Origin of the sequence: Solibacillus sp. FSL W7-1472, from assembly GCF_037969775.1 — a bacterium.
Lineage (GTDB): Bacteria > Bacillota > Bacilli > Bacillales_A > Planococcaceae > Solibacillus > Solibacillus silvestris.
The window spans coordinates 2,047,818-2,060,725 of sequence record NZ_CP150208.1 but is presented as its reverse complement, the minus strand read 5'-3'; the positions used below and the strand labels follow the sequence as shown (position 1 = coordinate 2,060,725).

The 12,908-nt window shown below is 38.3% G+C and carries 17 protein-coding genes and 3 riboswitches; of the genes, 15 read left to right on the top strand and 2 right to left on the bottom strand.

Annotation, left to right across the window (positions count from 1 at the left end; genetic code table 11):
• Window positions 1–20: 20 nt before the first annotated feature.
• The 4 genes from MKY07_RS10150 (at window position 21) to MKY07_RS10135 (ending at window position 2,677) form a co-directional block, all read left to right on the top strand.
• On the top strand, window positions 21–650 hold the full coding sequence (locus MKY07_RS10150) for a hypothetical protein (protein WP_008403770.1): 630 nt from the start codon (window positions 21–23) through the stop codon (window positions 648–650).
• 117 nt (window positions 651–767) lie between these two features.
• Window positions 768–1,145: a hypothetical protein gene (locus MKY07_RS10145; protein WP_008403769.1), complete on the top strand. Its 378-nt coding sequence runs from the start codon at window positions 768–770 to the stop codon at window positions 1,143–1,145.
• 214 nt (window positions 1,146–1,359) lie between these two features.
• Window positions 1,360–2,070, top strand: coding sequence for a cytochrome c biogenesis protein CcdA (locus MKY07_RS10140; protein WP_339261911.1), 711 nt, complete (start codon window positions 1,360–1,362; stop codon window positions 2,068–2,070).
• A 115-nt stretch (window positions 2,071–2,185) separates the two neighbouring features.
• Window positions 2,186–2,677 (top strand): cytochrome c biogenesis protein CcdC, encoded by a 492-nt coding sequence (locus MKY07_RS10135; protein WP_008403767.1) that lies wholly within the window; start codon window positions 2,186–2,188, stop codon window positions 2,675–2,677.
• A gap of 50 nt (window positions 2,678–2,727) precedes the next feature.
• Here the strand turns inward: MKY07_RS10135 and MKY07_RS10130 are convergent, their stop codons facing one another.
• Complete coding sequence (locus MKY07_RS10130; protein WP_173364517.1) at window positions 2,728–3,171, bottom strand: DUF2621 domain-containing protein; 444 nt, start codon at window positions 3,169–3,171, stop codon at window positions 2,728–2,730.
• A 155-nt stretch (window positions 3,172–3,326) separates the two neighbouring features.
• Between MKY07_RS10130 and MKY07_RS10125 the strand changes: the two genes are divergently transcribed.
• The 8 genes from MKY07_RS10125 to MKY07_RS10090 all read left to right on the top strand — a co-directional run bounded on the left by MKY07_RS10125 (window position 3,327) and on the right by MKY07_RS10090 (window position 9,303).
• Window positions 3,327–3,545 (top strand): DUF1659 domain-containing protein, encoded by a 219-nt coding sequence (locus tag MKY07_RS10125; protein ID WP_008403764.1) that lies wholly within the window; start codon window positions 3,327–3,329, stop codon window positions 3,543–3,545.
• 31 nt (window positions 3,546–3,576) lie between these two features.
• The gene (locus MKY07_RS10120; RefSeq protein ID WP_339261908.1) at window positions 3,577–3,798 is read left to right on the top strand and encodes a DUF2922 domain-containing protein; all 222 of its coding nucleotides are present in this window, start codon (window positions 3,577–3,579) and stop codon (window positions 3,796–3,798) included.
• Window positions 3,799–3,860: 62 nt separating this feature from the next.
• Entirely contained in the window at window positions 3,861–4,001 is a 141-nt protein-coding gene (locus MKY07_RS10115) for a YvrJ family protein (RefSeq protein WP_008403759.1), read from the top strand.
• Between the two features lie 106 nt (window positions 4,002–4,107).
• Entirely contained in the window at window positions 4,108–4,719 is a 612-nt protein-coding gene (locus MKY07_RS10110) for an SCO family protein (protein ID WP_008403757.1), read from the top strand.
• Between the two features lie 299 nt (window positions 4,720–5,018).
• Window positions 5,019–5,321, top strand: coding sequence for a transposase (locus MKY07_RS10105; protein ID WP_065217046.1), 303 nt, complete (start codon window positions 5,019–5,021; stop codon window positions 5,319–5,321).
• Entirely contained in the window at window positions 5,318–6,208 is an 891-nt protein-coding gene (locus tag MKY07_RS10100) for an IS3 family transposase (RefSeq protein ID WP_156732622.1), read from the top strand. Before MKY07_RS10105 ends, MKY07_RS10100 begins: the two co-directional genes overlap by 4 nt.
• A gap of 270 nt (window positions 6,209–6,478) precedes the next feature.
• Window positions 6,479–6,659: riboswitch (cobalamin riboswitch) on the top strand.
• A gap of 162 nt (window positions 6,660–6,821) precedes the next feature.
• On the top strand, window positions 6,822–9,092 hold the full coding sequence (metE, locus tag MKY07_RS10095) for a 5-methyltetrahydropteroyltriglutamate--homocysteine S-methyltransferase (protein ID WP_339261906.1): 2,271 nt from the start codon (window positions 6,822–6,824) through the stop codon (window positions 9,090–9,092).
• Between the two features lie 16 nt (window positions 9,093–9,108).
• Complete coding sequence (locus tag MKY07_RS10090) at window positions 9,109–9,303, top strand: hypothetical protein (RefSeq protein ID WP_008403753.1); 195 nt, start codon at window positions 9,109–9,111, stop codon at window positions 9,301–9,303.
• Window positions 9,304–9,590: 287 nt separating this feature from the next.
• Here MKY07_RS10090 and MKY07_RS10085 read toward each other — a convergent pair whose 3' ends face one another.
• Window positions 9,591–10,274 (bottom strand): VC0807 family protein, encoded by a 684-nt coding sequence (locus tag MKY07_RS10085; RefSeq protein ID WP_008403749.1) that lies wholly within the window; start codon window positions 10,272–10,274, stop codon window positions 9,591–9,593.
• 318 nt (window positions 10,275–10,592) lie between these two features.
• A riboswitch (FMN riboswitch) is annotated at window positions 10,593–10,730 on the top strand.
• A gap of 100 nt (window positions 10,731–10,830) precedes the next feature.
• Window positions 10,831–10,964, top strand: a riboswitch (FMN riboswitch).
• A 120-nt stretch (window positions 10,965–11,084) separates the two neighbouring features.
• Here MKY07_RS10085 and ribE (MKY07_RS10080) point away from each other — a divergent pair.
• Genes ribE (MKY07_RS10080) through ribE (MKY07_RS10070) form a run of 3 tightly spaced genes read left to right on the top strand, consistent with a single transcriptional unit; the run spans window position 11,085 to window position 12,826 of the window.
• Window positions 11,085–11,720, top strand: a complete 636-nt coding sequence (gene ribE / locus MKY07_RS10080; RefSeq protein WP_008403747.1) for a riboflavin synthase — start codon at window positions 11,085–11,087, stop codon at window positions 11,718–11,720.
• A 14-nt stretch (window positions 11,721–11,734) separates the two neighbouring features.
• A complete protein-coding gene (gene ribB / locus MKY07_RS10075) occupies window positions 11,735–12,346 on the top strand; it encodes a 3,4-dihydroxy-2-butanone-4-phosphate synthase (RefSeq protein WP_339261904.1) in 612 nt (203 codons plus the stop codon).
• Between the two features lie 15 nt (window positions 12,347–12,361).
• The gene (gene ribE, locus MKY07_RS10070; RefSeq protein WP_008403743.1) at window positions 12,362–12,826 is read left to right on the top strand and encodes a 6,7-dimethyl-8-ribityllumazine synthase; all 465 of its coding nucleotides are present in this window, start codon (window positions 12,362–12,364) and stop codon (window positions 12,824–12,826) included.
• The last annotated feature ends 82 nt before the right edge of the window (window positions 12,827–12,908 follow it).

Here is a 12,908-nt window from a genome sequence, read left to right as displayed (position 1 = left end):
TCGTTGAAAGGGGAATATGAATGTTTATCCAAATAAATGAAGAAAAAATAGAGTTAACTAAAGTAGAGATAATTGTACTAGAACAGGGTATTGCCGACTTATTTGAGAGTTTTGATAAAAAAACGTTGGGCGAGCTTACGAAACAAAAGAAATACGAGCATTTAAAAGACTGTGTAAACAAACAGAAATATTTATTGGATTTGCCGGCAGGGGCTGCATTAAAATCTCTTAAAGATGAAGGCAACCCTATTTACAGACAGTTTTTAAATAATTACGGTGACCTGATCTACTCGCGCTTTGTTGTTAGTGGAGATGAGAATTTATTGAAACAGCAAGGCATTTATACGATTGTTGCAAACAATGAACTGAAATTTTGTGGTGTTTGCGCAAGAACTTTTAAAGAGCGTTTTAATCAGCATATTGGCAGCATATATGCAAAAGGTTGCTATCGGGATGGAACGTCTACACATTGCCATGTAAACGCAAAGATAACACAGCTTTTGCCGACGAGCGATGTGCATTTTGCAATATATCCAATGGAAAATGAAAAAGCAATGAATAAACTGAAAAATGCAATTGTGAAACGCTTCGAACCTGAATGGAATTTACGGTCCAACAGAGAAATTTTCGAATTATCTTCATCTTTTTAAAAAATTCTGCCTTAATCTTAAGAGATAAAGGCAGGATTTTTCAGTTTACTATATTTTTCCGGTTTCATTTTCGACAAAAAGCGGGAATAGTAAGTGAAAAAAAGTAGGTGATTTATCATGCAGGCAGCATTAAAACATTACAGGCAAACACACAGTGAATATTTATGGCTGCATATTTTGGCAGCTGTCGTATTAGTATTTACATCCGTATTCTGGTTTGTACTCCCATACTTCATGATTCATTACGGAAAATATACGACAAACGTATTCCAACAATCTTTGTTGTTGATCGCATTGTATACCATTCCTTCCATTTTTATCACATTGCATTGCTGGTTTATTAACTTTAAGGCAGCTCTTCGATGGAAAAAAAGCTATCCTAAGGAATGTGTATGGCGCTGGTCGCTTAGGTTCCAATTTATTACGATTTCAATTGTGGTCCTGTTTACCTCGGTCATTTATTCCAGTCTTTTTATTATTGATATGATTCGATAATAAAACACGCCCTTCTTTTCTCAAATGTGCTAAAGTGTCAGTCCAATCATGCAGACAGAGCATTTATTTTTCAAACATTAGCGCGGCACTTTCGCACATTTACCTTTCAAATCAACCACAAAATGCTGTCAAAAAATTTTCATTTAAAAAAGCAAGTAATGTATGGGGAAATTTGGTACGATGAAGGTATCAATGTTAAGGAGAATGAAGCAGCATGAATTCAGATTTAAATATCCTTTTAGCGTTCGGTGCCGGGTTTTTAAGTTTTATTTCACCATGTACGCTACCGCTCTATCCTGCATTTTTGTCCTACATAACCGGTATGACACTCGATGAGCTGAAAGCCGAAAAAGGGATGATGCAAAAACGCGCAATTTTACATACTTTATTTTTCTTGCTTGGATTTTCGATTATATTTATCGCCATCGGATTTGGAACATCGTTAGCGAAAGATTTCTTTTTTCAATACCAGGACTTACTGCGTCAAATTGGAGCCATTTTAATTGTCGCATTCGGTTTAATGATTGTCGGTCTGCTGCAAATTGACTTTTTAATGAAAGACCGCAAGTTCCAGTTCAAAAACCGACCATCCGGATATTTAGGTTCGGTGCTGATCGGTCTTGCTTTTGCAGCGGGATGGACTCCTTGTACAGGACCAATACTGGCAGCGATTATTACCCTTGGTGGAACGAATCCTGACTCGGCAATGTGGTATATGCTAGCATACTACTTAGGCTTTGCTATCCCATTCTTTACATTGTCATTCTTCATTTCACGAATGAACTGGATTCGCACACATAGCCAAAAAATCATAGTAGTTGGCGGCTATATTATGATTGCGGTCGGAATTTTATTGTTCTTTGACGGATTGACGTATATTATTAATCTTCTCTTGCCGATTTTCGATGGTTTTAAAGGATTCTGACAGTTCCCTGCTTAATAAGACCGTGCTATACTAAGGGAAGTAATATAAGGGAAAAAGGGTGCATGATTCGTATATACCAGATCTTTACACTCGTTCATGCAAGAGGAGGAATATGATGTTTGACAGTATACCTTCTCACTATTTATTAATTGGTTCGACGATTATGGCAGTCTTAATGGGCTCATTCGTAATGTTCATAAGACTACGTGCACAAAAAAAGCCGGTATCCACAAAAAAAATACTCATCCCGCCTTTTGCGATGTCAACAGGTGCACTGATGTTTATTTTTGAGGAATTTCGTGTAGCGCCAATTCAAATAGTAGAAGCGGCCGCACTAGGCTTGTTATTTTCATCTGTATTAATCTTAACGTCGAAGTTTGAAGTGCGAGACGGCGCAATTTATATGAAGCAATCTAAAGCATTTCCATTCATATTAGTGGGATTACTTGTACTACGTATTATTTTGAAATTAATATTTGCCGATACATTTGATGTCGGTGAACTGGCCGGTATGTTCTTTATCTTGGCTTTCTCTATGATTTTACCGTGGCGAATCGGTATGCTTATTAAATATAAGAAGCTTGAAAAATCGCATATTGTCGCATAAAAAAGACTGTCTCTAAAAGTTTTATACTTTTAAAGACAGTCTTTTTCGTTTTACGTCTCAAATAAATGATCATAATTCGTCGTATCAATTCTCATTTCATCGAGCTTTTTACGTAAAAACTTATGGTCGCGCTTTGGCGAAGCGATAATATAGCCACGAATAATTAAGTCCAAGTCGATTTTTGTGGCACGTTCATTCAGGGCGATTTCACCGATTTTACCGGCAATCTTTTCTTTGGCAACTTGCCGGAATAACTCTGGTACAGGACTGACAAGCTCGGTAAGTAATTGTTTTTCATCTTCACCCCATAGATGAATTGTTTTATCTAAGTATATGTTTTGCCAATCTAAATCCGATTTACCATCCTGTTTCGGCAGGGCCTTCAAAAACTTGCGGAACATAAAAAAGCCGCCAATCCCCATAAGCGAAATCAATACTACAACCCAAAATAAAATAAACCATAAAAACCAGCCATCTAAGCCCACAATGTTCACCTCATTACTTAATATTGTCTACGAAATTTCTTCTACTAATCTATTGGTGATAAACCTCATTATTGTCTATTATATAAGTTTTTGTAATTTTTTTCATCGTCATTGTCCCTTTTTTCTGTAAATCATGACATATATAGGGCAAGGAGGTGAGAAACATGAATGAATTTGGATTTTTATCTGCGACGTTGACAGTTTATTATCAGACAGGGCTTGATGAATTTAATGAGCCAATGATTAAAAGTTCCACATTCCGTAACTTGGAAAGAAACGCAACAGCCCAGCAGCTGTACACAGTTGGGACAACAATCGTCGGCTTAACAGATTACGATTATATCGAATCTGTGAAAACGCAGAAAGAAACGATTACAGCTTAATTAAGTGTAGTAAAGAAAAGGAGGAGAGCTTATGGCACAAGTTTTACAATTAACATTTGCCAACATTGCAGGAAGCACGATGACGATCAATATAAGTGATCCGAAGCCGAATTTAACTGAGGCTGAAGTGAATGCAGCGATGCAAACAATTATTGATCAGGCGGTATTTTCGAAAGACGGATTTTTGTTCAATGTAAAAAAATCTGCGCGTATTGTTGAGCGTAATGTAACAGCAATTGAACTGATCAGCTAATAGCAAGGCCGGCGAAGTGTGATGCTTTGCCGGCTTCTTTAAATAAAAATGGAGGGATTATAATGGACCAGTGGATTGCCATTCTTCAGGAAGTAACGTTTCCGATCTTTATATCTTTTTATTTACTGTATCGGATAGAAACAAAACTTGAAGCGATTCATACAGCACTCGTATCATTACATCATCCTGCAGATAGAGCGTGAGAAACTCTTCACAATGTTGACACACGTCCTTTCTTCCAATAACTATTGAGAATATACTAAATATTGGGTAAGATGAGAGTAATGTTCAAAGAGTGGAGAGAGAGAAATGAAAACGAAAAACATAGTATTCGCACTTATGCTCTTGGCAGCAACTGTACTTACAGCATGCAGCAATTATCAGTTTAAACCGACGACCAACTTTGAAATTAGCGAGTTTACGATGACCGATCACCGGAACAATGAAGTGACACTGGACAGCCTAAAAGGGGAACCATGGCTTGCAATGTTCATCTTCACAAGCTGTACAACAATTTGCTCACCAATGACAATGAATATGACCCGTGTCCAGGATCATCTCGAGAAAAAAGGGCTGGAAGATTATAAAATTGTCGCGTTTTCCGTTGATCCGGACTACGACACACCGGCGCGTTTGACAGAATATTTATCGCGCCATACACCAGTAGATGAATCAAAATGGCATATGCTGACAGGATACGATCAAAAATTTATTGAGCAGTTTGGCAGAAACTCATTTAAAACACCTGTCCAGTCGATTGAAGGGAACGATCAAGTTATCCATGCCGATACATTTTTCCTAGTGGATGAAAAAGGAATCGCCGTGAAAAACTATTCAGGCTATGGCACTGGCGAAGATGGTGTTCCATATGAAACGATTGCGAGTGATATGGAAGCACTCATTGACGAACGTCTAAAGTAATAGTGAAATGAAAGATTAACTTGCGAAAAAAGTGTAGCTGCTTTTTAAGCAAGTTTTTTTATGGAGTTTACTGCGGGCTTTTCTAATAAATATAAAAATGTGCTAATAAATCCACCGATTTTCTAATAAGTTGCTGATTTTCTAATAAAGGAGCAGGATATGCTAATATCAGTTCCAGATTAGCTAATAAGTATGTCAACTTTTCTAAAATCATCCGCAGAAGTGAGGTTAGTATAAAAAATGGACACGTCTTAAGAGACACTTTAAGATTAAGATATCTAAAAAAGGACGTGGAACCGATGAAAGAAAAACAAACTCGTAAACGATTAGACACACAAACAAAAGAATACATTTTAAAGTCTGTTTTAGAAGATGGCGCAAAAGTTTCAGATCTGGCATTTAAGTTTGAAATTGGATCTTCAACGATCCATAAATGGATTAAAGATTATCGTGAATCGAAAAATCAGGATGTCACACGTTACTTTACTTCTAGCGAAGTAGATAAGTTGCAGGCAGCGTTTGATAAGAAGTTACGTGATTTGGAAGAAGAGAATGAAATTCTAAAAAAGGCTATGCACATCTTCGCGAAAAACCCCGAGTGATTTATGCATTCATTGAAAAGCATAAAAACGACTTTGGCATTGCGATGATGTGTAAAGTATTGATGGTTTCAAAAAGCGGTTATTATGATTGGCGTAAAAAACAGATACAGCCCTTATCGGAAAAAGAAGTACGTGATACAGAAATTGCCCATCAGATTCATCGATCGTATGCGAGGAGTTTTGGTACATACGGTAGCCCTCGAATTGCGCAAGACTTAGCGAGTTTAGGGTATGTCTGTTCGCAAAAGAAAATTGCGAATATGATGCGAAACCTTGGGTTAAGTGCCGTAATCCCGAAAACTGTTCAACGAACAACGGATTCCAATCACCATCAATTTATTTATCCGAATCTAGTCAAACGCCAATTTCAAGTAAAAGAGAAAAATAAAGTATGGGTCGCAGATATAACTTATATCCGAACACTGGAGGGGTGGGTGTATCTTGCGTCAATCATGGATTTATATTCTCGTAAAATCGTCGGCTGGGCCATCGCAGATCATATGGAAGAAACATTAGTAGATCAAGCCTTGAAGCATGCTTTAGCAGTTCGAAAACCCGAAAAAGGATTAGTTCATCATTCAGATCGAGGTGCACAATATTGTGCCACAAGCTATACAAGAACTTTAAAAGAACATGGGATTAAAATTAGCATGAGTCGTAAAGGAGATCCCTATGACAATGCGTGTATTGAATCCTTCCACGCCACAATCAAAAAAGAATGGATCTATCGTCACCGTTTCGAATCCAAAAAAGAAGCAAGAAAGAGCGTGGAGTCATATATCGTAAACTTTTACAATGAACGACGACGTCATTCAACAATCGGTTATTTATCACCAAACCAATTTGAGAGAAATCAACAGGAGCCCGTTTGTCAAAATGCCTCATAAAGTTCTCTTACAGGGTTTTCATCCCTCCATGCCCAGGTCTGGGCATGGAGGGATGAAAAGCAGAGCAACCGAAGGGCGGTAGCAAAAAAAGTCTCTTAACGTTTGTCCGAAATATTGACGGAAGACCAGAAGTGCTAAAATAAACAAATTTCTTCTAATAAAAAGCACACAGCATCCACTGAAATTATTTCAACCCCGCATATCTTTAATATGGTCGCAAAATAAAAAGAATTTTCAAAACTAGAATTCTATGATATAGTATACGAAATTACATACTGTGTAAGTTACGGTGCTTGTGAGAACAAGCTTAAAAGGGAAACCAGTGAAAGTCTGGTGCTGTCCCGCAACTGTAAATCGGAGTTCGTGATATTCAACCACTGTCTATTGATGGGAAGGGTCACAAGAACGTTGATGATGAGCCAGGAGACCTGCCGGAAACTAGTACACGCCAATACCTACGTGGAAATAGGTGGTGATTTTGTGCGAAAGTGAGACAGAACTCCTTTGATTATGCAAAGGTTTTTATTGTCAATCTCTTAAACATTCACACCCCTCTTTCATTTTGAAAGAGGGGTTTTGGTTTTTATGTAACAAATTTAAGGAGGAATTGTTTATGAAAACAGCAGTAATTGGCTATCCGTATATTGGACAAAATCGTGAATGGAAACGTATAACAGAGGCGTTTTGGAAAGAACAATTGTCTTTGGAATCCTATGAACAGGAAATGAAAAACTTACGACTTGCCCAACTCCATCAACAGCAGAATTTAGGGCTGGATGTTTTAACGGTAGGAGATTTTACATACTATGACCGTATGCTTGATTTAGCCATTATGTTTAATATGATTCCATCTAGATACGACCGTCTTTCCTTGAAGCATCAGTTAACAGCGTATTTTGCAATGGCGCGCGGGGCTGAAAATGTGGTGGCTTGTGAAATGACGAAATGGTTCAACACGAATTATCACTACATTGTCCCGGAATACGAAGGGCAGCAACTGACATTGCAACACAATGTTTACGCGCAATATATTCAGGAGGCAATCGAAGCATTCGGCATGACCCCTCGTGTGACTATTATCGGTCCATTTACATTTTATAAACTGACGAAAGGTGTAGGCCAAGAACAAAAACAACACTATATTCAGCAGCTGGTAAAGGTGTATAAAGAGTTGCTTCAGTCATTGGAAGCAAGTGGCGCAACATCGATCCAGCTTGAAGAACCAAGCCTTACAAAAGACCTTACGTCCGAAGATATCGCATTAGTTCAACATTTCTATCATCAAATATTAAAAGGACTGACAGTTGAATCGATCTGCACAACTTATTTTGAAGCGTTATCCAACTATGAAACAATGATTAATTTGCCTGTAGATGGCTTTGGACTGGACTTTGTTCATGGGAAAAATGAAAATCTAGCAGCGTTAAAGAAGTTTGGTTTCCCAAAAGATAAAGTTCTATATGCAGGTATTATTAATGGTCGGGACATATGGAGAGCCGAGTTGCAGAAGCAGTTGGCACTAGTAGCGGAAATACGTTCCTATGTACCATTTTCACCAATCCATTTACAAACATCGTGCAGTCTTCAGCATGTGCCAGTTACAACAGCAGGAGAAAACGGGATTGTACCAGAGCTGCTAAATGCTTTGGCATTTGCTAATGAAAAAATAACGGAATTGCAAATGATCAAAGGGAAAATACTTCAGCAGGAAGTTCTTCATATCCAGGCTTTTTTAGATAGCGAAAAAGCAATCCGAACATTGGCACTGCATGAATCAAGAAAAAAGAAAGCAGTACATGCACAAGTAAACGCATTAACACCGGAAGCATTTAAACGAACTGATAACTACGGCAAGCGTAGTAAGCTACAACGTGCCTTTTTACAGTTACCAGACTATCCGACAACAACAATCGGGAGTTTCCCGCAATCCGCACAAGTTAAGAAAAACCGTAGATTATGGCGAAAAGGGGAAATTACAACAACAGAGTATGAAGCATTCAACGCGAATGAAACCGCACGTTGGATTACCATTCAGGAGCAACTTGGCCTTGATGTCCTTGTTCATGGTGAATTCGAGCGAACTGACATGGTGGAATTTTTTGGTGAAAAATTAAATGGCTTTGCTTTTACGACAAATGGATGGGTAGTTTCATACGGATCACGTTGTGTAAAACCCCCAATTATATACGGAGATGTTGAATGGATAGAACCGATGACAGTAAAGGAAGTAAGTGCGGCACAATCACTTACGGAAAAACCGGTCAAAGGGATGTTGACGGGACCCGTTACAATATTGAACTGGTCATTTGTAAGAAATGATTTAGCGCGCTCAGAAGTTGCTTATCAAATCGGCCTGGCACTAAGAGAAGAAGTAAGAGCACTTGAAAATGCGGGAATCAATATTATTCAAGTAGATGAACCTGCATTGAAAGAAGGCTTGCCGATCCGTAAAAGTCTGCATAAGGCTTATATCGATGCAAGTGTAAATGCGTTTAAATTAGCGACAAGCGGTGTGCGTGAAACGACCCAGATTCATACACATATGTGTTATTGTGAATTCAACGATTTTATAGATGTAATAGAATCATTGGATGCGGATGTGATTTCAATTGAAACATCACGAAGCCACGGAGAACTCATAAAAGTACTAAAAGAAACACCATACAAACTAGGAATTGGTTTAGGTGTATATGATATTCATAGCCCGCGTATTCCAACTGTGGAAGAAATGGCAGCCATTATTGAAAAAGGTAAAAAAGTAATCGCAAAAGAACAATTTTGGATCAATCCCGATTGTGGCCTGAAAACTCGTACGGAACAAGAGACGATTGCATCATTAAAAAATATGGTGGCCGCAAAAGAGCGACTAAAACAGTTGAATTAATGAAGGGGCGGTTACTATGAATCAAATGAAAACAAATTACAGCCCCGTGTTTTTGACGGCTATAATGAATGGCTTTACAGGAAGTTATACAAAAAAGCTTAAAGAGTTGCGTGATGAATTGATGGCGACATATCCAACGGATGCAAAGGAGATACAAAAAGCATATTATTCAGTAAAAGCAGAGGTAGTTGGAAGATGTAATTTTTTATAATATAGAAAATGAGAGGCCCATTGCAGGATGCAATGGGCTTTTAGTAAGTGGAAGTCTAAATTAAAATGTTCCTTTAAATTTCTCGGGCTTTACGACATAGCCCTCAATGATAAATCCACAATGTGTACATATAATGTATTCGATATTGCAACCCAAACTCAATTTATTAACAGGGGCCATAACACTGTAGCCGCTATGTTTTCCTCTACCTAATTCCGTGCCGCCGCATTTTGGACATTCTTTTACATTTGCTGTGTTCTTCATCACCATCATCCTTTCACAAAAAATTACTTCGCCATAACTTCAGGTTCCGGCAGCTTTTCATCATTTTTTTCCTGTACCCTGTTCGTGTAATTTTGCACGATTACATTAATGTAGAAGAACATACCCATTACTATGCCGGAAAACAGCCAGCTTGCTATACGTTTATAAATCAGCATATCCCCATAGCTGTCAATTCCGTATTTCTGTAGCAGAAAGACCGTAATTCCTGCCATAACAAGTCCTCGAATAATGAAAACAATCTGGATCAGCTGAAACCATTCGAAAATCCCTTTTTGAAAGAACAAAGCTTTACTGTCCTTTCGTGCATAGCCTTGCAAATATGCAAAATCAATTGCAACATACAAAGGAAAAGGCTTTTTTATAATAAATAAAATTACATAGAGAAATGTGTAAAAAAGACCTAAATAAACATTATTCCAAATCATTTGCTCCGCTGAACCTGACAATAAATCTACTGTAGTACCTATAAGCATCGAGCCTAAAATAAACAAGCCCGTCACATTAAACTGCCGATCCTTAGCAAAGCGGTAAACAGTATAAATTATCCCGGGAACAGTGGACAGCAGCATCGCAGCATAGTCACCAAAAGGCTCTCGGCCAAACTTCCATATTGCATAGGGTAAAGCTGCATAAAACAGTAGTTCTAGAAAGATAAGATATTTATTCGATTGTGAATTATTCGCCATAAAAGCCTCCATTATCGTTAAAAAGGTATTTGTTTTTTTATATTACTGAAGATTATCCGACACTATATTTTATACAAATTAAAACTTAAAAAAAGCAACCAAGCAAATGAGAGACAATTAAAATCAGCTTGCAATAAGTCCTTTCTATTTTCTGTGATATTATGTATATTCTTCTACGTATTACCATGAGTAAAGTTTCAAAATATTAATTTGATAGAGGGGTAGATGTAAAAAGATTGAGGGAACAAAAAGTAAGTAAGTGCTAAAATACTATTAGCTTTTTAATTTATTTATGTTACAATAACTTTCAAATAAAATAATTTCCTTCGGGGTCGGGTGAAATTCCCAATCGACGGTGATGAGTTAATCTCTAAGCCCGTGAGCCACTTTTTTGTGTGCAGGATTTTGGTGCAAATCCAAAGCCGACAGTTATAGTCTGGATGGGAGAAGGAATGGCAACACATTTTTAAAATTTTTTGATTTTTAATGTGGTTTTTTGCTATACACTTTTCCTGTCGCGCCTTGTGACGGGATTTTTTTATTTCCATTGAAAAATAATTTCCTTCGGGGTCGGGTGAAATTCCCAATCGACGGTGATGAGTAATCTCTAAGCCCGTGAGCCACTTTTGTGTGCAGGATTTGGTGCAAGTCCAAAGCCGACAGTTATAGTCTGGATGGGAGAAGGAAGCAATGTCAGCAGTTTTTTGAAAATTATCTTCAAAAAGCTTATTTGATGATGCTCAATTTTCCTCTCATCGAACTCCGACTTCAATCGGGGTTCTTTTTTATTATTAAAAAGAGGTGAGCAGGATGTTTACAGGAATCATTGAAGAACTTGGAACGGTTGAAACGATCAGCCAGTCCACACAAGCGATGGAACTAGCCATTCGCGCAAGCAAAATTTTAGAGGATGTCCAACTCGGGGACAGTATTGCCGTTAACGGTGTCTGTTTGACCGTAAAGCATTTCTCGCCAACCGTATTTTTGGCGGATGTTATGCCGGAAACCGTCAAAGCAACCAGCCTCCAGCAATTAGCAGCAGGTAAGCCTGTCAATTTGGAACGGGCAATGTCGGCGAATGGTCGTTTCGGGGGGCATATTGTATCGGGCCACGTGGATGGGATAGCGACAATTCAACGGAAAAGACCGGTCGCCAATGCAGTTTATATTGATTTGGCAATGGAAAAGCATTTGATTGCAGAATGCATCAAGAAAGGCTCGATTACAGTAGACGGCACGAGTTTAACGATTTTTGAGGTGACAGACACATTCATTACCATTTCCTTAATCCCTCATACGTATGAGCAGACTGTACTAGGCTATAAAAAGCCAGGAGATGTTGTGAACATTGAAACAGATCTAATCGGAAAATATGTAAAAAAACATTTACAAAATCAAACGGGAAGTACGATTACAATGGACTTTTTGCAACGTACCGGATTTTAAAGGAGTGGTGATAAATGAATACGATTGAAGAAGCAATTCAGGCATTGAAAAACGGTGAGATTATTATTGTGTCAGATGACGAGAACCGTGAAAATGAAGGGGATTTTCTTGTGTTAGGAGAATTCGCTACACCGGAAAATATTAATTTTATGGCGCTTTATGGAAGAGGGTTAATTTGTACACCAATTTCATCTGCAATTGCAGAAAAGCTTTCCCTTCATCCAATGGTGCAAAGCAATACCGATACATATCAAACGGCTTTTACGATTAGTATCGATCATATCCATACAACGACAGGTATAAGTGCATTTGAGCGTTCTAAAACGATGTTAGCATTGCTGGATCCAGCAACAGAACCGGGGCATTTTCATCGTCCGGGCCATGTATTCCCCCTCATTGCAAAACAGGGGGGCGTGTTGGAACGTCGAGGGCATACGGAAGCAGGCGTTGACCTGGCAAAGCTTTGCGGTTCGAATGAAGTCGCGGTCATCTGTGAAATTATGAACGAAGATGGTTCAATGGCCCGCTTGCCGCAGCTCGAAAAGCTAGCGCAAAAACATAAACTGAAATTTATTACAATCGAAGACTTAGTTCAATATATAAAATTAACTACCGTATCGGTATAAAAAGGAGCAATTAAAATGGGAAAAACATTTGAAGCACAATTAGTCGGAACAGATTTGAAAATCGGAATTGTCGTTGGGCGATTCAATGAATTTATTAATGATAAGTTATTAAGCGGTGCACTGGATGGTTTAAAACGTCACGGTGTTGACGAAGCAAACATTGATACAGCATGGGTGCCAGGTGCTTTTGAAGTACCGTTTGTTGCAAAAAAAATGGCTGAAACAAATAATTATGATGCAGTAATCGGTTTAGGTACGGTCATTCGCGGATCAACTACACATTACGACTATGTATGTAACGAAGCAGCAAAAGGAATTGCCAAAGCAGGCTTGGATACAGGGGTTCCGGTAATTTTCGGTATTGTCACAACAGAAAATATCGAACAGGCGATTGAACGCGCTGGTACAAAAGCGGGTAATAAAGGCTACGACAGCGCAATGTCCGCTATTGAAATGGCAAACTTGAATAAGATGTTTTAAGAATGCTTAGTGCTGACCACTCCAACATGTTGGAGTGGTTTTTCGTTTTCTTTTAATAACAAGTTTACAAATTATTCCCTGT